This is a genomic window from Asaia bogorensis NBRC 16594 (genome assembly GCF_001547995.1).
In the GTDB taxonomy this organism is placed as follows: Bacteria; Pseudomonadota; Alphaproteobacteria; order Acetobacterales; family Acetobacteraceae; genus Asaia; species Asaia bogorensis.
Map to the genome: position 1 here is coordinate 26006 of NZ_AP014690.1, position 20487 is coordinate 46492.

Below are 20487 nucleotides of genomic sequence, written 5' to 3' on the forward strand. Positions count from 1 at the left end.
GAATGAAAAAGATCTCCTTTTCGGACGCTGGCCGACTCATGCGCGAGAGTTTCCGACTGGGCTTCCTCAACCGCACGGATGTCCTGACGCTATCAGGCGGTCTGATCATCGCAAGTTGTCTGTTTGCGGCGATCAGACAGATGAACTGGCCGGACGGGATATCAGGTCATGGCGTCTCGGCGCGTTTCGAGCCGTTGATGCTGGGGGGGCTCGACACGATCGCGATGTGGTTTCTGACGCTCACCGTTACCCGGGCCAGTCTGACACCCTGGCAAGGTGTCGCCCTTTGGCGGCTGGACCGGGGCGCATTGCAGTCACTGGGCGTCAACGTGATCGTTCAGGGCCTTCCGACAGTACTGACCCTGCTGGCGGCCTCCAGCCTCAGTGATTATGTCAACGGAAACGCGGGTTTTTCGGCGAAGGCAGGGAGTATGCTTTTCCTGTGTCTGCTGGGCGCTTTCTGGATCTGGCTGATCGTGCGCTGCCTCATGATGAGCTATGTGGCGTGGGAAAGCGGGCATGCAGGTTTTCGGATCAGGCGCAGCTTCGAGGCGATGAAAGGGCATGTCTGGAGCTACGTGTTCTGGAATGTCGTTATGGCCATCCCTTTTGCTCTGGCGACCGTTCTGGTGGAGAAAATCACCGCCAGTTCTCCCCCTGGCACGTATCTGATAGCGGGATGTCTTGTGGTCGCGACCCTGATTGCTGCAGCGCACCATGTCGTCTCCCGCAGCTTCGATCTGCGCTTTTTTCAGGCCCTCGCGCTCGACCGACCCGAACAGACCGGGGCAGGCAATCTTTTCGGGCCTTCATGAACTCAAAACCAAAGATGGCCAAATTCTTACATTTGTGTCATCTTGATCCTGTGGTCAGATTGCCCCCCATTCGGCTGGCTGAACGGAAGGATGGTGCATGATGACCCATGCCATCTTGCTGACGACCTTGTTCTGGAAATGACCGATTTCATGACCGCTTCGATACAGGATACCGCCCGGGAAACAGCGCCGGATGAACATCTGGCCTCGCTCCTTCTCGATGCCCGGCGCACAAACAAGCCGCTGCATACCGTCCCCGAGACCATCGTTCCCATCAATCCCAAGGCCGCCTATGCGGTGCAGGACGTTGTGGCACGCGCATTGAGCGCGTCGGGCAAGGGGGAGATCGTGGGATGGAAGGTGGGCGCAGCCACACCCACGGCGACTCCGGCATGTGCACCGCTGCACCGGGCAACGGTGTTCGAAAGCGGGCATGATCTTTCTCCGTCCTTCTGCCGCTTTCATGGCGTTGAGGCAGAGATTGCCTATTCCTTCGCGAAAGATCTGCCTGCGCGTGATACGCCTTGGACAGTGGAAGAGGTGGCCGACGCCATTGGCGCCATCCATACTGCCATCGAGCTGCTCGATACGCGTTTCGTTGCGCCCGATACACAGCACAATCTGTCGCATCTGGCCGATCAGGGCAGCCATGGCGTGCTGGTGGTCGGGCGTGGCGTTACCGAGTGGCGCGACTTCACACCAACCACCCTGCCCATGACCATGCTGGTGAATGGCGAGAAGCGCTACGATCAGAGAGGCGGCAACAAGGCGGGCGACCCGCTTCGTCTTCTCACCTGGCTGGCCAATCACGCTATCGAACGCGGACGCCCGCTCAAGGCTGGCGATGTGGTCACGACAGGCTCGACCATGGGCACGCTGTTTCTTGAAGATCCGGCCGAAATCTGTGTCGCCTTCGAAGGGCTTTTCCCGGTCGAAACCCGCATCGGTGCGCCTTTTCGCAGCTGAGCGCGTTGGCATGGATCACACCGGCCACGTGTGGACTCATCATCGGCGTCTTCTTTGCGTCACGCCAAGGTGATGCACAAAGTGGTCGGGTTCTTCCTAGGGTTGCAGGATCTGCAACCCGCATGACGGACGTATCATGGCCACCAAGACAGATATTCTGATGATCGACCCGATGCCTGCCAGCTTCAACGAGCAGCTTGGGTCGCCTTTTCATCTGCATCAGTTCACCACGCTGGAGGCGCTCGGGCCGCTGGCAGGGCGGATAGAGGGTGTGACAACCGGTGGTGGCAGTGGCCTGCCACGCGCCATCATGGATGCCCTGCCCAATCTTAAAGTCATTTCGGTCAATGGCGTGGGTTACGACAGGATCGACCTGGATGAATGCCGCCGCCGACAGATCCGTCTGGCCACGGCACAGGGTGTGCTGACTGAAGATGTTGCCGATATGGCCATGGGTCTGATGCTCGATACGATGCGGGGCATCACGACAAGTGATCGTTTCGTCCGCGCCGGGCGCTGGGGCCATGAGACCGTACCGAATTCATGGACGCTCAAGGGGCGCAAGCTGGGCATTGCCGGGTTTGGGGCCATCGGCAAGGCCGTGGCCAAGCGCGCTGCCGCCTTTGACATGACCATCGCCTATTTCAGCTCGCGCGAGCAGAGTGACACACCCCAATACCCGTTCTATCCGGATTTGCGCGTTCTGACCGAATGGGCCGATGTGCTGGTGCTGTGTGTCTCGGGCGGCGCGCGCTCTTTCCATATGATTGATCGTGAGATGCTTGAGGCGCTTGGGCCGACCGGCTTCCTCATCAATGTGGCACGCGGTAGCGTGGTGGATGAGGCCGCATTGCTCGAGGCCTTGCAGACCGGAGCCATTCGCGGTGCCGGGCTGGATGTTTTCGAGCAGGAGCCCAGGATGGATGAAGCATTCTGGGAACTGGATAACGTGGTGCTTCAGGCCCATCGCGCGAGTTCGACCGTCGAGACGCGCCACGCCATGGGGCGTCTGGTGTTCGACAACCTTGCCGCATTCTTTCAGGGCAAGCCGCTTCTGACGCCTGTGCTCTGACCGGCCCGGTTTTTACGATCGATACGGCGAGCCCTGCCTGAGAGATCCTCCACGCTCGTTCGACCGGTGCGAAACCGGTCGAAATGGAGGTTTTCTCCCGGTTTTTTGGGCTGCGACGCGCTGGGCAGCAGATAGACCCGGTCATCCGGATCATCAAAAAGGACGATGTGATTCTGGAAGAAATCGGTTCCGAGCAACCCCATGCCGAGATCGTCCTGAGCATAGACCGACATGTGATCGAGTGATATCGCCCCCATACGCATCGACTTCACGGCTGTGCGCTTGAGGTGCGAGTGAATGGTGCCGTAAAGCGCAACGCCGGAATTTCCTGCCGGGTCGGCAGGATCGTCCTTTACCGGGTCGAGCCATATCGCCGGTATCGTCGTGATCGGTGTATCGGCATCGAGCACGAAATCACGGGCCACACCATCAATGCTGACCGGAATCAGCCCTTTTCCATGTAAAGGCAGGGCCTGTGCCCCAGCGCCGATCAGAGCGGCGGGCGCGGAGCGGCACGCCGCATCACGGCTGAACCGGATCAGTGCGAAGGCGCTATGGGGCATATCCACCAGCACGGCGAGGTGTGAGAAAGCCTCGCGCCCAATCACCCCGATCAAAGGCCGTGAGCCGATCATCTGGGTTGGATAATCCTCAAGCTGGATCATGTCCGGCGTTCCCATGTCGAGGGGGCCTATGGCCAGCTGTCCTGCCTGAATGATGGGCTGAGGGTCAGTGTAGATCCCGTTTGTCGTGATCATGCCGGATCGGTGGGTGTCGTAAGTGTCGAACCCGTCCATATTCCCGACATAAAGCTTGTCGAAGCCATGAGAGAAATACAGAGCGATGGGGCGGCCATTCAGCGTGGCAGGGATGATCGGTGAATCGCCCGATCCACCCAGAAGCGGCAAGGTGACCGCGCCTTCGATGCAATCGGGCGGTGCCGGTTGCCCTTGGGCTAAAGCCTCTCCGGCAAGGCAAGAGACAACGCAGATCGGGAGGACAAGGCAGAAGGTCCCACGCGTTACATGACGAATGAAGGAACACCGCGCCAGTGAATGCAGTATGGCGCCTGCCACGCTCATCTGAGCTGGCTGTCCTTGCTTCCGCGGCGATTGATTCCTGTAAAAACCGGCCTTCTGTCGCGCTCGGACTGGCAATCGATGCAAAGCCGCACACCCGGCAGTGCCTTTTGCCGAGCAGCCGGAATGTCCTCTCCGCAATTCACACATTCGGCGCAGCTCTCGCCATGCGGCATGGCCGCACGTGCACGGCTTACCGCATCGGCAATCGTATCATCGATCTGATCCTGAACGGCTCCATCGGGAGCCCAACCCGTTGCCATCAGCCTGATCCTTTTATTCTGAACAAGACAGATGTTGGTATTCTATCTCCCGCTCTCAAGGCCCGTGCACAATGAGCCTTTCAGGCTTTCAGCACGCGTGCAGCCCCGTGTCGTTTGCTGGGCCATGCCTCGATAGAGGTCACAAGGCCATCATGTGCCCTCTGGTTGGTATCTGCTCAATTCAGGCCGGGTTGGATCCCTGCACCAGAATACATGGGTGTGAGCGGCCATGTCCCTGAAGGGGGACGGATCATGAGGTCCTTCCCTTCGTTTCTCAGAGTATGAGGAAAGCGCAGCGCGCTTCCTTTCCCTGATCTCTGATGACGTGAGGGCAGGAAGTGGACCACATGGTTTGGATAATCGAAAAGAACGACGTGGTGCTCGAAGAATACTTGCCCAAGAACGCCCCCGCTGTCGTCACCGGATGAACCGGAGCCTGCGCTGCCCTGCAGATGAAAAGCTGTCCCGGCGATTTCGGGAATTACCGGCAGGGTGATCGTTTCATCACGGGGGGATGGTGGCGCAGGCCACTTGCCCGAAACGCTGCGATCCTTCTTCATGTCAGGTGTCGTCATCCAGGTGGCAGGCAGGGTGTTGAATGCTGCGTTTGGGTCCAGTGCCAGAGACCGCCTTACCCCGTGCAGGGTAATCTGCGCGCGATGCTCTGCGTCGAGCGGCAGATGCGTTTCACCGGGGCCGAGAAATCTTGCGGCAGCCCCTTCGCAGGATTTGTCCTTACTGAAGCGAATAAATGCGAACGCGCTATGCGGAATGTCCATAAGGACCGCCAGACCATCGAATTGATGTGCGCCGATCACCCCAATCACCTGGCGCAAACCGACGGAGCGCGTGGGGAATTGCGGCAACCTGACCATGGAAACTGTTCCCAGATCGAGTGTGCCGAGCTCGAGCTCGCCAGTCTTCATGAGGGGGGCATCGCTGATTTGCGCACCATCCTGCACAATCGTCGTATGTGTGCCGGTGTCACGACCGCCGTAAGCCGCGATATCGCCGCCATAAAGCCCATCGACGGTTGTCGAGTAATAGAGAGCGACAGGTTTCCCCTGCATCGTTGCCGGGAGAACAGGCGCGTCGCCCGGCCCACCAAGAATCGGCAGGGTGAATGCGCCCAGAATACATGAGTCAGGCTGGGCACGGGGATGGCTTGTCAAAACAAGCAGGCTGAGTATTGCGCAGAAAAAAGCAGATAGAACCCATTTCATCGCTGCCTATCGTCCTCGCTGCTGCGATCGCTGATCCAGGCCGTCGACAGATCTGACAACGGCAAGTGGATCAGTGCATCTGTGCCAATCCTCTGTCCGGAGGCGCTTCCCGGGCAAGCCACATTGTCGTGCGGGATCATCGAGCCGCATGACAATGCGGCGTTGGACCCGGCCGGGTCATTGAGCGCCCATATGGTTCCGGCTGCTGCGTTCTTCTCACCGCGGTTTGGCTCGTATGTTCGGCAGGTCTCCTCTCTGGTTCCTATGGACCGCCGCGTTGAGGAGCGCGACTTGTCACGGCGCCGGAAATAAGCCGAACCCGTCTCCTTGGCTTTCGTTCACGACGCTGAGAGGGAGGGAAGAGCGTGGAACGTCTCGATCAGGGGAATGACGCTTCGGTGGTCAGGGCGCTTCCAAAGCAGGAACTGCTCGATTCAGTTCAGGCAGCAGCCCATCTTGGGCTCACGCATGGTCTGTTCAGAACGTTGCATTTCTTCCGCTGTGGCCCGGGTGTGCTGACAATCCGCTCCAAGCGCCTCTATCGACGCAGTGAACTGGACAGGCTGCGAGAGCAATGGTGCCTATCCGTTCTGGTCCGCGCTGAGGACAGGCTGAGTCCCACTGCCGACATGGAGGACAGACATGCCCCCCGTTCACCTTACACCTCTCGCCCTCTGCCCTATCGGCTCGATCCCCTGATGCGCATGCTGGCGCTGCGCGCCATACGGCATCAGATCGTTATTTCAACGTTCTGGGTGATGGGGATTATTGGTGGGGCAATCTGCCTTATCCTCTATTGAACGGTCAGAGGACCGAAAAATCCCGATATTCGACGGTTTTCAAGGACTGATGCTCATGCGCTCTCGTCTGCCTGCCATCACGCTTTACGGCTCCCTTGCCTGCAATGCAGCACTTCTGGCACTTGGCAAGGCCAGAACCGGCAGGGCGGTCAGAGGGGTCAATTGCACCGCTCACTGGTTGAAGGGAGATGATGCCGCCTCGTGTGACGAGGTGGATCTGATTCATTCCGGCACCGGTGCCGCCACCAATGTGGCAGCCGTGCTGTTCTGGGCCGTGCTGTACGATCGGGCCCTTGGAAAACAGCCGGGCCTGTTCAGGGCGTTGTTGGTGACGCTGGCTCTTGGTCCGGTTTCAGCCCTGATTGACTACAAGGCAACCCCGAAGCGTTTCACCCCCGGCTGGGAACTGGTCTTTTCAAAGCAGGATATGGCGCTGGTTTATGCGGCCATGGTGACGGGTATGGCTTTTGGCGCCACACGCCGCCGGAAGGACTGAACCAACGCCCCTCAGAGCGTTCCCGCCTCGCCTGCAATCAGGCGGGGCGGGAGAACACGAGGGGTGCATACCTGCCAAAGGCTTTTGTCAGGCTGTTCCGCCAACTGTCAGCCCGGCCAGTCTCAGTGTGGGCTGACCCACACCCACGGGCACGCCCTGACCTGCCTTGCCACATGTGCCGATACCGGGGTCCAGCGCCACGTCCTGACCGATCATGGAAATCTTGTTCATGGCATCGAATCCGTTGCCGATCAGGGTTGCGCCCTTGACGGGGCGTGTCACCTTGCCCTCCTCGATCAGATAGGCCTCCGACATGGCAAAGACGAATTTTCCCGAAGTGATGTCCACCTGCCCGCCACCGAAATCGACCGCATAGAGGCCCTTTCTGGTCGAGCGGATCATCTCTTCTATTGTGGCATCACCGCCCAGCATGAGGGTGTTGGTCATGCGTGGCAGCGGCGCATGGGCATAGGATTGGCGACGCCCGTTTCCGGTCGGTGCCACGCCCATCAGTCGGGCATTCAACCGGTCCTGAATGAAGCCGCGCAGGATGCCATCCTCGATCATGACCGTGCGACCCGAGGGAGTGCCCTCATCATCGATAGTCAGCGAGCCGCGCCCTTCAGCCAGCGTTCCGTCATCCACCACGGTCACGCCGGGGGCGGCCACGCGCTTGCCGACCATATTGCTGAAGCTCGACGTGCCCTTGCGGTTGAAATCACCCTCCAGCCCGTGCCCAACCGCTTCATGCAGCAGGATGCCGGGCCAGCCCGGGCCGAGCACGACATCCATTTCGCCAGCGGGTGCCGGGCCTGCCTCAAGACTTACCTTGGCGCGGCGTACCGCTTCGTCCACCGCTTCCTGCCATGTTTCGCGCCCCAGCAGGCGTGACAGGCTGTAGCGTCCGCCCATACCGCGGCTGCCGCTCTCGCGACGTCCATTGCGCTCAAGCACCACGGACACATTGAGCCTGACGAGGGGGCGCAGATCGGCGGTGCGAAAGCCTGAATCGCGCATGATCTGTACCGCTTGCCACTCTGTCGCGATGCTGGCCGAGACCTGCACCACTTCGGGCCCGAGACCACGCGCATAGGTGTCAATCTCACCTAGTACGGCGGCGCGTGCGGCAAAATCCGTATCGCTCAGGGGGCTCTCGGGCGCGTAAAGACGGCGGTTCGTGGCCTGCGGCGGCGCGGCAAGGGTGCCGCTGCGCCCCTGACGCACGACCGAGACCGCACCTACGGCACGTTCCAAGGCGCTTTTGCTGATCTCGTCGGAATGCGCAAAGCCGGTTTCGGGACCGATGACGGAACGCAGACCGAACCCCGATGACGTATCGAAGCTGGCGGAACGTATAACGCCGTCATCGAGCACAATGGACTCGCTTTCGCGATATTCGAGGAAGAGCTCGCCATCCTCGATGCCCTCAAGCGACCGGCTGACGATTTTCTCCGCCTCATCCCGCGTCAGGGTGCTGTCTGCCCGTTCGAAAAACAGGCGATCGGTCACAGCAAGGGCAGAAAGGGGCGTGGCGTCGGCGTGAGAGGTCATGATTCCCAAAAGCTCCTTCTTGAACCCAGACACATGGCCTCTCCGCCCTTCAAATGCGAGGGGAAACCCGACAGAGGAATAAAAAACATCCTCGATGGCCGGGTTGGTGGTGTCAGGTTGGTAGCGTCAGCTCTGGCGGGCCAGACGACAGAATCCGGCCACAACGATCATCAGGGCGGCCAGCATGAGGAAAGCGCTGGAGAGGCTGGTGGCATGAGCGACCGCACCCACAAGGGCCGGTCCGGCCAGAATCCCGGCATAGCCTAGGGTGGTGATGGCTGCGACGGCGGTCGAGGCTTTCATGACCCGCTGTCGCCCGGCGCAATTGTAAAGCACAGGCACGATATTGGCGCAGCCAAGCCCGATCAGGAAGAACCCCGCCAGTGCGAGCGGGGCATCAGGGGCCATCACGACCAGCGCAAATCCGCTCCCCGCGCAGAGCCCGCCCAGACCCATGATGAGCGGACGCCCGCATAGTGCAATGACGCGGTCGCCACTCAGTCGCCCAAGGGTCATGGCCGTCGCAAACACGGCGTAGCCCCAGCCCGGCTGTATGCCGAACGAGGGTCGCCCCTGCAGAAACACAGCCCCCCAGTCGAGCACCGCGCCCTCGGCCAGAAAGGCAATGCCCGTCAGGAGTCCCAGCACCCAGACCAGCCCACGGGGCAGCGCGAAACCTTCGCCACCGCCCGGTTCGGGCTGATGCAGTAGTCCGGGCCACACACGAAGGGCCAGAACAAACACAAGGATCTGTCCTGACATGATGATGGACCAGAGCGGCATACCGGTCAGGGTGAGCACAGGAGAAGCCGCAGCGCCTGCGGCCCCTCCAATGCTGAACCAGGCATGAAACCCCGAAAGCAGGGGCGTGTCGCTGCGCTGCTCGACCTCGACAGCCTGGATGTTGATGGCTGTTTCCACCGCTCCGAGCCCGACGCCCAGCAGGAAAATGCCCAATGCCAGCCCCGGCAGAAAACTCAGCCATGACAGGGGCAGCAGTACCGCGCCGGCAAGGCCCAACCCGCCAAGGGCGACGGGACGACAGCCCCAGCGACCCACCCATAATCCGGCAAGAGGCATGCCCAGTACGGACCCGCAACCGAGGCAAAGCAGAAGCAGGCCCAGGCTGCCATCATTGAGCCCTGCATGATGTTTCACGACGGGGACAAGGCATGACCAAAGGGCAAATATGGCCCCCGTCAGAAAGAAGACGGTTCGTGTGCTGTTTTGCAACCTCTTCAGCTCTGGCCTGTTCATCATCAAAACCCGTCCTTCAGTGGCATGCATCGTCCATGTCTCAACAGGGCTCTCCAATGCCATCGGACAGCGCGGGTGCGCATGACAAAACAATGCCATGCCGTCCGGGCGAGATCGTGAAGAGCCTGCTGCCCGGTCAGGCCGGGAGCCTGATACGGAGAAGGCAAACCAGCCCCTGAAGGATCGTGTTCCCTGAAGAACCGCGCTTAAGGAGAGTTCATGACGCAGTCGGGCCATTCCCTTGCTTTCTCGCCACAACGCCAGCCCGGAAACGCTGGGCAATGGACGCGTCAGCGTAAATTATCGGCGTCGAAACTGCTTTGTCTGGGTGTGTCCCTGCTCGTTCTGGGCGGAGGTTGGGCGCAGGCTCAGGACAATAGCGCCGGAGCCAAGGCGTCTGCCTCCAGCGCAATGAATCCCCAGACTCCAGCGCATATCGATGCAACGGGCACGGAAAAAGAAACCCAAAATCCGGATAATGCGAGCAAAGCGAGTGGTCCCCCGGTTGCGTCACCAGCGACGCAGCCCGAGAGCACGGGCTCGCAGGCCCCTTCCCACCGCGTGACCGTAGCAAGCGAAGCCGCACAGTCGCTGCATGTCGCCTCCGTGCCGCAGGATCTGCGTTCGCCGTCCATCGCGCTGGGTGGGCTTTTTGCTGCCATCGGCGGTGCGCATCTGGCGCCCGACTTCAAGAATGTCGCTGATTCGCGCCCGGACGAGGCCCCAGCCGATCTCCTGAACGACTGGGAAACGCAGCGGCATCATCCGGATTTCAATCTGCGCGATTTCTATCAGCAGCATTTCTCGCCGCCGATCAGGCGTGACGTGTCCTACCGACGTAAGGCGGATGAGAACATCTATGATTATATCCAAGGCATGTGGGGCGTTCTGACACGTCAGCCTGACAAGCCCATGTCCTACTCCTCGCTCTTGCCATTGCCTCATCCCTATGTGGTGCCCGGGGGGCGTTTTTCGGAGCTGTATTACTGGGACACGTATTTCACCATGATCGGTCTGTATGAGACCGGGCAGTGGGATCTGCTGCGCGGGATGATCGGCGATATGGCATCACTGATCGATCGCTATGACCATATTCCCAATGGCACACGCACCTATTATCTCAGCCGTTCAGAGCCGCCTTTCTTCTCGCTGATGGTCGATCTTCTGGCGCAGCATGACGGGCAGGGGGCCTATAAACGCTACCTTCCCCAATTGCAGAAAGAGTACGCCTACTGGATGGAAGGGGCGGACACGCTCAAGCCGGGGCAGGCCTATCGCCATGTCGTGCGCCTGCATGACGGAACCCTGCTGCTGCGCCACTGGGATGATCTCGATACGCCCCGTGATGAGAGCTATCCTGAAGACGTTGCAACGGCTGCCCGCGCGCCATCGCGCGCGCCTGCGGATGTCTATCGTGATCTGCGGGCCGGGTCGGAAACCGGTTGGGATTTCTCGTCACGCTGGCTCGCCGATGGCCATACGCTGGCGACCATTCATACGACCGATCTGGCACCCATCGAGGTGAACGCCCTGATGGTGCATCTGGAGCAGACACTCGAACACGCCTACGCCCTGACAGGGCAACGCAAGCTGGCCAGGCTTTATGGTCAGCGCGCCGATGAGCGTGTTGCCGTCATGCGGCGTGTGTTCTGGGACGATGATCGTCAGGCCTTTTACGACTATGACTGGCGCAAGGGTCGCCTGACCGATGTGCTCTCAGCGGCAACGGCCATGCCCCTTTTCCTGCGTATTGCCTCGCAGGATCAGGCAATGGCGGTTGCGGAAACGATCAGGGACAAGCTTCTGCGGCCCGGTGGCATCATGGCGACTGACCATGAGAGCGGGCAGCAATGGGACGCACCGAATGGCTGGGCACCTGAGGAGTGGATGGCCATCAAGGGGCTCAACAACTACGGCGATACGGAACTGGCTGAAACCATTGCTCGGCGCTGGATGGCGCGTGTGATCGGCACCTATGAAAAATCAGGTGTGCTGCTCGAGAAATACGATGTCGAATCCCCGACAATCAGTGCCACCGGAGGCAAGGGTGGGGGGGAGTATCCCATGCAGATCGGCTTTGGCTGGACCAATGGCACCTTGCTTGGGCTGATGCGTCGCTATCCTGGTGATACGAGCAAGATACTTCAGCGTAACCCGCTTTCGAGCCAACCACCGATTGATGTTCTGCCCCCAAGTGACCCCTATAGCGCGGTTGGTCCGGAGGCCAATGATCCAGTGATGGCCCCTGCGAAACCGGCAGGGGATGTCGATACGGGTGCTCAGGAGAAAACCGCTCATGCGAGCACCATAAATAGTGACGCGCAGCAGGTCGCACCCAAGGCGGCCTCTACTGACGGGACCGCAGCCAACCCGGCAACGAAGCCCGGGGAAGCACCGGATGGTGCTGCGGGCAGTGGGGCGGGCAACAGGGCAAGCGGTGTGGAACCCACCCCGCTCGATCAGCGTGTGCCGACCCGCAAGATGACCGCCTATCAGCCTTCCTGAGCAAGTTCTCCGTGTGGGGTCGGTGTGTAGCAAAGAGCCAGACGCCTGAGCGCTTCGTGAAGCACGGCGTCTGTCTTGCAGAACGCAAAGCGTATCAGGTGGCGCGGTGGGGGGGCACCCTCGGGGTCATAAAATGCCGAGACCGGGATAGCGGCGACTCCGGCCTCGGTCACGAGATCGCGGCAGAACGTCACGTCATCGCGTCTACGGGCATGGGCGGTAATGTCGGCAACGACGAAATAACTGCCGTCAGCGGGCAGGGTAGGAAAGCCGAGCGCATGAAGCCCATTGGCAAACAGGTCGCGTCGCGCCCGCAGGCTGTCGGATAGTTCGGTGAAGAACGCCTCTCCCAGATCCAGCCCCTTCGCGACAGCGCGCTGAAGGTTCGGTGCGCTGGAAAACGCGACGATCTGATGAGCCTTTGCAATGACGGCGGCAAGATCAGGGCAGGCAGTAATGTAACCGATTTTCCACCCGGTCACCGAGAAGCTCTTTCCCGCGCTGCCAATGCGAATGGCGCGTTCGCGCATGCCGGGCCGTGTCATGAGCGGGATATGTTTCACCCCGAATGTCAGATGCTCGTAAACCTCGTCGCACAGGGCATAGCAATCATGCTCGAGCACAAGCGAGGCGATAAGATCGAGCTCGTCCGTGGTGAAGACCTTGCCGCTGGGGTTCATGGGCGAGTTAAGCAGAACGAGCTTCGTTCTGGCCGAAAAGGCAGCCCGCAAATCGGCTTCAGGCAGGTGCCAGTCAGGGGCTTCCACCCGCACACAGCGTGGCACGGCACCAAGCATACGCAGCATGGGCAGATAGGTGTCGTAAAGCGGCTCGATCAGCACGACCTCATCACCCGGCTCGATGAGTGCCATCATGCTGACGGCAAGCGCCTCCGTGGCGCCGGAGGTCACAATCACTTCCTGCGCCGGATCGACCTGCAGGCCATAGTCACGGGCATTGGCCCTTGCCACTGCCTCACGCAGTTCGGGCAGGCCGGTCAGGGGAGCATACTGGTTGCGCTGGTCTTTCAGCGCCTCCGCAGCCGCATCAATCAGCGCAGCGGGGCCTTCCGTATCGGGAAAGCCCTGCCCCAGATTCACCGCCCCATGTGCAGCGGCAAGCTGGGACATGGTGGTGAAAATGGTGGTTGGCAAAGAGCTGAGAAAGGCGTTTGGTTTTTTCATGCCGGGCCTGCGCTGGAAAGGGACAGGGCATGATACCGGCTTAATGCGGGGTGTAAAATCGGCCCGATCCCGCATGCTGTCGCACCTTCATGGTGTCGATGGCGGCCTGACACGGTTCCGGTCGTGTGAAAGGGGCGTGGCCTCGCAGTCCTGCCGGCTGTCAGCCCGGTTGAAACCGGGACTCCACCGGTCAAGGCACATCACAGTCGCGTGCGAGGCAGAAAAAAACAACGATAAGGGAGCGAAACGCTCCGATATGCTATTTTTGTTGGTCAGTCATGCGTCGTTTTGCTTCCGGAAAGGGATATGGGGGGGCGGATGGGGTTCGAAGAGGGTCTTTTTCGTTATGTCAGACGCGTAAAAAACCTTTGGAATACTCGACAGTTCGCGAATCCTGTCCTAATCGTTTTGCAGCCGATCAGTGCGGCCCCTTGAGGCAGAAACAGGTAGTTGACAAATGGCGAAAAAAGCTCCAGCCGCGGCGTCCAAGGCTGCGTCCTCCACGATTGCAGCGCCCAAGCCGGGCAAGCCGGACAGCGCCGCTGTAAAGCGCGTTTTCGAGCTGATGCAGGAACACTCCGTCGAGCTGGTTGACCTGCGCTTCACCGACCCGAAGGGCAAGTGGCACCACACGACCCAGTGGCACACCACCATCGAGGAAGACACCTTCGTTGAAGGCTTCATGTTCGATGGTTCGTCGATTGCTGGCTGGAAGGCCATCAACGAATCCGACATGGTGCTCCTGCCTGACCCGACCACAGCCGTCATGGATCCGTTCTCGGCCAAGCCGCAGCTGATCCTGATCTGCGATATCGTCGAGCCCCGCACCGGCAATTTCTATGCCCGCGACCCGCGCGCGACGGCCAAGGCTGCTGAAGCCTATCTGAAGACCACAGGCCTGGGTGACACCGCCTTCTTCGGTCCTGAAGCCGAGTTCTTCATTTTCGACAACGTCAAGTTCGGCACGGGCCCGAACTACGGCACGTATCAGCTCGACAGCATCGAAGGCCCTGACGCCTCGATGAAGGACTACCCGGAAGGCAATATGGGCCATCGTCCGGTGGTCAAGGGCGGTTACTTCCCGGTTGCTCCGGTCGATAGCGAAGGCGACCTGCGCGCCGAGATGCTCTCCACCATGGGTGAGATGGGCCTTCCGATCGAAAAGCACCACCACGAAGTGGCACAGTCGCAGCACGAGCTGGGCACGAAGTTTGCCACGCTGGTGCAGTCGGCCGACTTCATGCAGATCTACAAGTACTGCGTGCACAACGTCGCCCATTCCTATGGCAAGACGGCCACCTTCATGCCGAAGCCCATCGCTGGCGATAATGGCTCGGGCATGCATGTGCATCAGTCGATCTGGCGCGATGGCAAGCCGCTTTTTGCAGGTGACCAGTATGCTGGCCTGTCGGAAGATGCGCTGTTCTACATTGGCGGCATCATCAAGCATGCCAAGGCGCTGAACGCCTTCACCAACCCGTCGACCAACTCCTACAAGCGTCTGATCCCGGGCTTTGAAGCCCCCGTCCTGCTCGCTTACTCGGCTGCCAACCGTTCGGCCTCGTGCCGTATTCCGTACTCGGTGGGCCCGAAGGCAAAGCGTATCGAGGTCCGTTTCCCGGATCCGACCGCCAACCCCTACCTTGCCTTCGCCGCCATGCTGATGGCTGGCCTCGACGGCATCCGTAACAAGATCCATCCGGGCGAAGCCATGGACAAGGACCTGTACGAACTGCCGAAGGAAGAGCTGGCCCAGATCCCGACGGTCTGCGGTTCGCTCCGTGAAGCCCTTCAGGCCCTCGAAGCCGATTTCGCGTTCCTGCTCGAAGGCGATGTCTTCACCAAGGACCAGATCGAGAGCTACATCGAGCTGAAGTGGAAAGAAGTCTACAAGTTCGAGCACACGCCGCACCCGGCCGAGTTCGAAATGTACTACTCGGTCTGATCCGAGGAAAAAGCCCGGCCTTCGCGCCGGGCTTTTTTTATGTCTGCACCGTTTCTCTCACCCCGCGTGGGTTGGCATGATTTCGGTTGTCAGGCTGTGGTCGTGCTGGTTGGGAGAGGGAAGTGCCAGGTCATGGCACGTATCGGATAGCAGCTTACGCAAGGCGCGGTGGGCAGGATCCACATGGGTGCGCTCTCCCCAGACAAGATATTTGTCAAACCCCGGCAGGACGAGCGGCGCAGGTGGCGCGAAAACCGTCAGATCATGACGTGTCGCCAGAAGGCGTGAGGGCAGCACAGCGACAAGATCTGTGCGGGTCAGAAGATCAGGCACCATGAGGAAGCCCGAGGTCGAAACGGCCACGTGGCGTTTCAGGCTCAAACGGCGCAGCGCAGCGTCGGTCATGGCCTCGAAGCCGCCTCCGTCTGGCGATACCACCACATGATCAGCCTTGCAGAACCGGTCGAGTGTCATGCCTCCGGAGAGGGCGGGATGCCCGAGACGGGTCGCACAGAGCCATGTCTCGTGAAAAAGCTTTTGCGCATGGAGCGCCGGCGTGCAGGCTTCGCTGGCAAGCAACGCCCAGTCGAGAACTCCACGTTCAAGATGGTCCTGCGCTGTCTCCCCATTCAGGTCATGCAGGGCAATGCGTATGCCCGGCGCCACGTCCCGCAATCGGGCGATGAAGGGGAGGAGAACCGTGTGGATTGCATAATCGGTGGCGGCAACAGACAAGGTAAGAGAGGCGGTTGCCGGATCGAAAACGACAGGCTCTGCCAGACTATCGAGCTGCGTCAGTATCGCACGTAATGGCTGGGCCAGGGCGAGCGCGCGGGGTGTGCAGACGAGTGACCGCCCCTGACGCACGAGGAGCGGATCGTCAAAGGTCTCACGCAGCCGGGCAAGCATATTGCTTATGGCAGGTTGTGTGACGCTCATGAGGGATGCGGTACGGGTGACGCTTTGTGTGGTGACGAGCAGGTCGAGTGCACGCAGCTGTGTGAGATCGAGCCTTCCGAGCCTGTCCATAAGAGCTTTTCCCTCCACGAAGGATGTTCGATTCATTACATCAAGTGATGGATCGGATTATCAATCATGATTTTTCGTTATGGAACAAATCTGACAGTTCAGGGAGCAGTGAAGAGGAGATGCCGCAATGACCCCCTATCCTGTGATGAACGCCATTCTCTGGCCTGAGGGGTACCTACCCGGCCTGGCGGATAATTTCGTTTCCAATGAGTGCATCGTGGCTGACGTGCCGTTGCTCAGCGTGTGGGCACTTCTGACCCATCCGGATGAATGGCCCCGCTACTACGCGAACGCCGCCAACCCGCGTATTCACAACGGCGATGGCCCGCAATTATCGGCAGGATGTCACTTTGCCTTCGAAACCTTCGGTTTCCCTGTTGAGGCCCGCGTCACGGAATATGTGGCACCCGAACACGGCAGACCCGGCAGATTGGCTTGGCATGGCTGGGCGGGAGAGAAGGGCACCGAGACGCGGCTTGACGTGCATCATGCCTGGCTTGTCGAGATGCTGACTGGCAACCGTCTGCGTGTCCTGACGCAGGAGACCCAGAACGGGGCACCCGCCAAGGCATTGGCCACGACCCGGCCCAACCCGATGCTCAATGGCCATCAGGACTGGCTGGATGGGCTGATAAGACAAGCGCAGGCCTCTTTCTGACATCAGTATCCAGGCCAAGGCTGCCAATCACCAATGGCGGGGTTGAGATAGGCCCGAGAGATGCCCGGCGGTGGTTTGGCAGCGTGGTCGATCTTTCGGCAAGTCTGATGCCTGTTCAGTTCCGGGCGTTGCCGCGCTGAGGGGCATAACGGTTCCGCCGAGAGCTGAGAGCGTTGCGGTGCTCGCGTCCGGATCGTGTGCGGCTGTACCCTCCGCGGTTGGATACGTTCCGACCATGCGCGTATGGAACCGGCATGTGGGGACCGGAGAAAGGCCGCTTGTGCTAGCATCGAGATACATATCGGGCTCAAGTTTGCCTTGTTCTCAAGCCCCCACACGCATCGAACGGAATGACCCTGCACAAGCCAACGTGCCGCCGAGAGGCGAGGGGCTGCGCAGTTCGTCATCATCGTTACGCGGGAAAGATCTTGACGAATCTGCGATTAGCGACGAAAAGCAACCCGTTCATGCGCCATGCCGGGTTAGCACAGTGGTAGTGCAGCGGTTTTGTAAACCGAAGGTCGGGGGTTCAAATCCCTCACCCGGCACCAGAAATCCTTATATAGCAAGCATTCTGGAAAAGCGTATTGTGCGAACGAATCGAGCACGACGCGTGGCATGTCGGATAAAAAGCCGGATAAGACGCTAGCCTTTCTTGACCTTCAAGCGTGCAATCATTCCGTAAGGCGTTATGATCTGCTCATCAGAGGTGGGCAGGAATGATGGTTGACATCAACTGGGTCTGGCAGAAATTAAACGCCGAGCGCGAGTTCTGTGAACTGGATGGCGACGCGTTTGAACATCGCTTTCAGACCATTGCCAAACGGCTATGGAAAACAGACTTCACGGCGACTATCCCGATGGGAAAGCGCGGTGACTTGAAGTGTGACGGGTTTCGCCACTCCACCGGGACAGTGTATCAATGTTATGGCCCTAGATATGGGCAAGCCAATGTTGGTGCAGCACTTCTCAAGATAGACCAGGATCTCAAGGGCGCCAAAGAACACTGGGGTCAAGAACTTAAAGAATGGAAGTTCGTTTACAACCTCTATCGTGACAAGGTGCCTTCTGAAATTGTGAGGAAGATAGCCGAGCTCAGCCGCGAGCTGGAGGTGTCTGCGGCTCCATTTGACCGCTCAGACATTCTGGGCATGATCGAGCTGCTCGACGGCGTATCGCGCTCTGAGCTTTATGGTTCGGCTCCAAACGCAACAGCGATGGCAACCATAAACTACCATAATTTAGGGCGGGCTCTGACTGCTATCAGAAGAGCAATCTCGGCAGACCCACTCAAGCCCGTACCGCTCTCGGCATCATTGAGTGACAAGGTCAAGAAGAACGAACTGTCAGCAGCGACCGAGAGTTTTTTGACCATCGGGCAGGTTGGCGTGCCAAAGGTCGAGGCTTACTTAGCATCTCAGGCTGACCCAGAGGAATCTGAACGTATGGCTGAGGGCTTTAAGAACCACTATGAGAACTGTGTAGCGCGCGGGGATGAACCAGAGCATATATTCAGCGAGATGCTGAAATTTGCAGGGGGAGCTACTGGGCAATCTGAGCGTGACGCTGCCGCTCTAGCGATCGTGACCCGTTTTTTCGTTACATGTCAGATTTTTGAGGTGCCTGCCATGAGCGAGGTCAAATGATTCTTCCTACGAAGAATATTAGTCCTGATAGAGCTCTGCTCACCATCGCCGGGCAGATTTTTGCCCGGCTTGATGGCGCGTGTACGGTCTCCGGAGTGTGGGATGAGTTCCGGACAAAGCAGCAGTCTCGTCCAATTGCCTATGGGTGGTTTATTTTAGCCGTGGACCTGCTTTTTCTGATGGGCCTGGTCTGGCTCGATCAAGACGGGCTTTTACGACGAAACGTTGGGAGGGAATAAGTGCTCCATCGTCTCTCAGCAGATCATTCAAATTTCAAGGCTTTGTCGTTTAAACCAGGCCTGAACATATTACTTGCTACTCGCGTGAGTAATGAGCCGCAAGTTGGTAGCCTTCGTAGCCGGAATGGGGCTGGAAAATCGAGTGTGGTTGACATTGTGCACTTCCTACTTGGGGGTAAAGCGGAAGGCGCACTTACATCTACGGCTCTCGAAGACTGGAAATTTACACTCGACCTCGATGTTGGACCCTCGCGCTTATCTGCCACCCGCTGCGTAAAGGACGGTAAGAACATTAGTTTAGAAGCCAGCGACGGAACCTCGAGGCTGATCACGAATACTAAATGGTGTGAGACGCTTGGCGAAGAATGGTTTGGACTGACAAAAAAAAGGGAACGAGGTGGCGCGACATTTCGGCAGCTATTCAGTTATTTCGTGCGTCGAAAACGTGATGGAGCGCTCGATAATCCTACGCGGACTTTTCGCGCTCAAAAAGCCGCTTCCTCAGAGACAGCGTTAGCCGAGCTTTTCGGGCTAGACTCCTCATTGGTCAGGCATCTTCATCAAATTAAGATATCGTTGCGGCAGACTAAAGACGCTCAGCGGGCATTGTCTGATCTTGATAAAAATGCTGCGGCTGGCTCCAAAAAGGCAGATCTTGAAGCTCAGTTAGAAGCACAAATCGCCGCTGTGAGGATCGGTCGAAATCGGCTGCGTGAGCAAATAGAGACTTTCAACGTGTTGCCGGCGTTCCGTGATTTGGAAGTTGAGTTAGCCAATCTCAATAACGCATTTCGCGATTTGTCCGATCAGGATATAATCGATACAGAATCTATCGAAATCAATAATCGTACACTTGAAGACGAACGAATTATTGATAAACCTGATTTGTCACGCCTTTTCTCCGAGGCGAGGATAATCTTTCCTGAGATAGTGACGGATAGATATTCTGAGGTTCAAAAGTTTCATGAATATCTGATTCGAAACCGGCAAAGCCATCTCCAATCAGAGATTGAGGCAGCGCAGCGCCGGATCAGGGGGCGAGATCTTTCACGAGAGGAAGTCGAGTCAAGGCGCCGGGAAATTATAACTGCGCTCCGCGCAAGCGGTCCGGCAGAGGAGTTGCTACAACTCCGTGACGAACTCTCAGAGCGAGAGGCCGCTTTGCGTCAACTCGAAGGCCGCCTCCAAGAGGCTCAGAGAATCGAAAAGTCTATTGAGAAACTTGCTCTAGACTTAGAGGACGCTGTGCGAGCTCTGCGGCAAGACAGACGGGAGCGCGCAAGCGTTGTCGAAATGGCTAGCGCGACTTTTTCAGAGATTTCAGAACGACTTTACGAGAAGCCAGGCTCACTTGCCATCTCGGCCACCGACGCGGGCCTACGCTTCCTACCAACGACACCTGCTGACGCGAGTGCTGGTGTTATGAGTATGGAGATTTTCTGTTTTGATTTGACAATTGCAACTTTGGCACGCCGTCGAGGCGAAGGGCCAGGCTTCATCATACACGATAGTCATCTCTTCGAGCCTGTCGACGGTCGTCAATTTGCACGGGCGCTTCAGATCGCCGACGATTTCGCAAAATCCGAGGGAATCCAATACATCGCACTATTAAATTCAGATGAACTTGAGCGTGCTGAACGCGAGTCTGGAGTATCTTTCACAGAAAGTATTATTGAAACTGAACTTTCCGATACCCAGTCGGGCGGTCTTTTTGGTCTCAGATTCGATTGAATAATTAAGTCGCCGAGAGAAAATCGAT

The 20487-nt window shown here is 58.7% G+C and carries 18 protein-coding genes and 1 tRNA gene; 12 read left to right on the forward strand and 7 right to left on the reverse strand.

Annotated elements, in window-relative coordinates:
* Positions 1-2: 2 nt before the first annotated feature.
* The 3 genes from Asbog_RS00105 to Asbog_RS00115 all read left to right on the forward strand — a co-directional run bounded on the left by Asbog_RS00105 (position 3) and on the right by Asbog_RS00115 (position 2853).
* Positions 3-815, forward strand: coding sequence for a hypothetical protein (locus Asbog_RS00105; RefSeq protein ID WP_062163632.1), 813 nt, complete (start codon positions 3-5; stop codon positions 813-815).
* 150 nt (positions 816-965) lie between these two features.
* Complete coding sequence (locus tag Asbog_RS00110; protein WP_083510903.1) at positions 966-1781, forward strand: 2-keto-4-pentenoate hydratase; 816 nt, start codon at positions 966-968, stop codon at positions 1779-1781.
* Positions 1782-1917: 136 nt separating this feature from the next.
* Positions 1918-2853 (forward strand): 2-hydroxyacid dehydrogenase, encoded by a 936-nt coding sequence (locus Asbog_RS00115; protein WP_062163634.1) that lies wholly within the window; start codon positions 1918-1920, stop codon positions 2851-2853.
* On the opposite strand, the gene Asbog_RS00120 is transcribed toward Asbog_RS00115, so the two are convergent.
* The 3 genes from Asbog_RS00120 to Asbog_RS00130 all read right to left on the reverse strand — a co-directional run bounded on the left by Asbog_RS00120 (position 2820) and on the right by Asbog_RS00130 (position 5418).
* Entirely contained in the window at positions 2820-3935 is a 1116-nt protein-coding gene (locus Asbog_RS00120; protein ID WP_062163635.1) for a hypothetical protein, read from the reverse strand. The genes Asbog_RS00115 and Asbog_RS00120 overlap by 34 nt on opposite strands.
* Positions 3932-4195 carry a DksA/TraR family C4-type zinc finger protein gene (locus Asbog_RS00125; protein WP_062163636.1) on the reverse strand — a complete coding sequence of 88 codons (264 nt, stop codon included), beginning with the start codon at positions 4193-4195 and terminating at the stop codon, positions 3932-3934. The genes Asbog_RS00120 and Asbog_RS00125 overlap by 4 nt, the downstream gene beginning before the upstream one ends.
* A 176-nt stretch (positions 4196-4371) precedes the next feature.
* Positions 4372-5418: a hypothetical protein gene (locus tag Asbog_RS00130; RefSeq protein WP_062163637.1), complete on the reverse strand. Its 1047-nt coding sequence runs from the start codon at positions 5416-5418 to the stop codon at positions 4372-4374.
* 365 nt (positions 5419-5783) lie between these two features.
* On the opposite strand from Asbog_RS00130, the gene Asbog_RS00135 reads away from it, so the two are divergent.
* Together Asbog_RS00135 and Asbog_RS00140 are read left to right on the forward strand one after the other, a co-directional pair.
* On the forward strand, positions 5784-6218 hold the full coding sequence (locus tag Asbog_RS00135) for a hypothetical protein (RefSeq protein WP_062163638.1): 435 nt from the start codon (positions 5784-5786) through the stop codon (positions 6216-6218).
* 55 nt (positions 6219-6273) lie between these two features.
* Entirely contained in the window at positions 6274-6714 is a 441-nt protein-coding gene (locus Asbog_RS00140) for a hypothetical protein (protein ID WP_231944601.1), read from the forward strand.
* A gap of 87 nt (positions 6715-6801) precedes the next feature.
* Here Asbog_RS00140 and tldD read toward each other — a convergent pair whose 3' ends face one another.
* Positions 6802-8265, reverse strand: a complete 1464-nt coding sequence (gene tldD, locus Asbog_RS00145) for a metalloprotease TldD (protein ID WP_062163639.1) — start codon at positions 8263-8265, stop codon at positions 6802-6804.
* 126 nt (positions 8266-8391) lie between these two features.
* Positions 8392-9525, reverse strand: coding sequence for an MFS transporter (locus tag Asbog_RS00150; RefSeq protein ID WP_062163640.1), 1134 nt, complete (start codon positions 9523-9525; stop codon positions 8392-8394).
* Between the two features lie 216 nt (positions 9526-9741).
* Between Asbog_RS00150 and treF the strand changes: the two genes are divergently transcribed.
* Positions 9742-12027: an alpha,alpha-trehalase TreF gene (treF, locus tag Asbog_RS00155; RefSeq protein ID WP_062163641.1), complete on the forward strand. Its 2286-nt coding sequence runs from the start codon at positions 9742-9744 to the stop codon at positions 12025-12027.
* On the opposite strand, the gene Asbog_RS00160 is transcribed toward treF, so the two are convergent.
* Positions 12015-13211, reverse strand: coding sequence for an aminotransferase (locus tag Asbog_RS00160; RefSeq protein WP_062163642.1), 1197 nt, complete (start codon positions 13209-13211; stop codon positions 12015-12017). The two genes, treF and Asbog_RS00160, sit on opposite strands and share 13 nt — an antisense overlap.
* A 457-nt stretch (positions 13212-13668) precedes the next feature.
* Between Asbog_RS00160 and glnA the strand changes: the two genes are divergently transcribed.
* On the forward strand, positions 13669-15156 hold the full coding sequence (gene glnA, locus Asbog_RS00165; RefSeq protein ID WP_023978322.1) for a type I glutamate--ammonia ligase: 1488 nt from the start codon (positions 13669-13671) through the stop codon (positions 15154-15156).
* Between the two features lie 57 nt (positions 15157-15213).
* Here glnA and Asbog_RS00170 read toward each other — a convergent pair whose 3' ends face one another.
* Positions 15214-16185 (reverse strand): LysR family transcriptional regulator, encoded by a 972-nt coding sequence (locus Asbog_RS00170; protein ID WP_062163643.1) that lies wholly within the window; start codon positions 16183-16185, stop codon positions 15214-15216.
* 127 nt (positions 16186-16312) lie between these two features.
* Here Asbog_RS00170 and Asbog_RS00175 point away from each other — a divergent pair, with 127 nt between their 5' ends.
* The 5 genes from Asbog_RS00175 (at position 16313) to Asbog_RS00195 (ending at position 20459) form a co-directional block, all read left to right on the forward strand.
* Positions 16313-16843 (forward strand): SRPBCC family protein, encoded by a 531-nt coding sequence (locus Asbog_RS00175; protein WP_231944602.1) that lies wholly within the window; start codon positions 16313-16315, stop codon positions 16841-16843.
* Positions 16844-17319: 476 nt separating this feature from the next.
* Positions 17320-17394 (forward strand) — tRNA-Thr (locus tag Asbog_RS00180).
* A 168-nt stretch (positions 17395-17562) separates the two neighbouring features.
* Positions 17563-18489, forward strand: a complete 927-nt coding sequence (locus Asbog_RS00185) for an ABC-three component system protein (RefSeq protein WP_062163644.1) — start codon at positions 17563-17565, stop codon at positions 18487-18489.
* A complete protein-coding gene (locus Asbog_RS00190) occupies positions 18486-18728 on the forward strand; it encodes an ABC-three component system middle component 6 (protein ID WP_062163645.1) in 243 nt (80 codons plus the stop codon). Before Asbog_RS00185 ends, Asbog_RS00190 begins: the two co-directional genes overlap by 4 nt.
* On the forward strand, positions 18729-20459 hold the full coding sequence (locus Asbog_RS00195; RefSeq protein ID WP_146926403.1) for an ABC-three component system protein: 1731 nt from the start codon (positions 18729-18731) through the stop codon (positions 20457-20459).
* Positions 20460-20487: the final 28 nt, after the last annotated feature.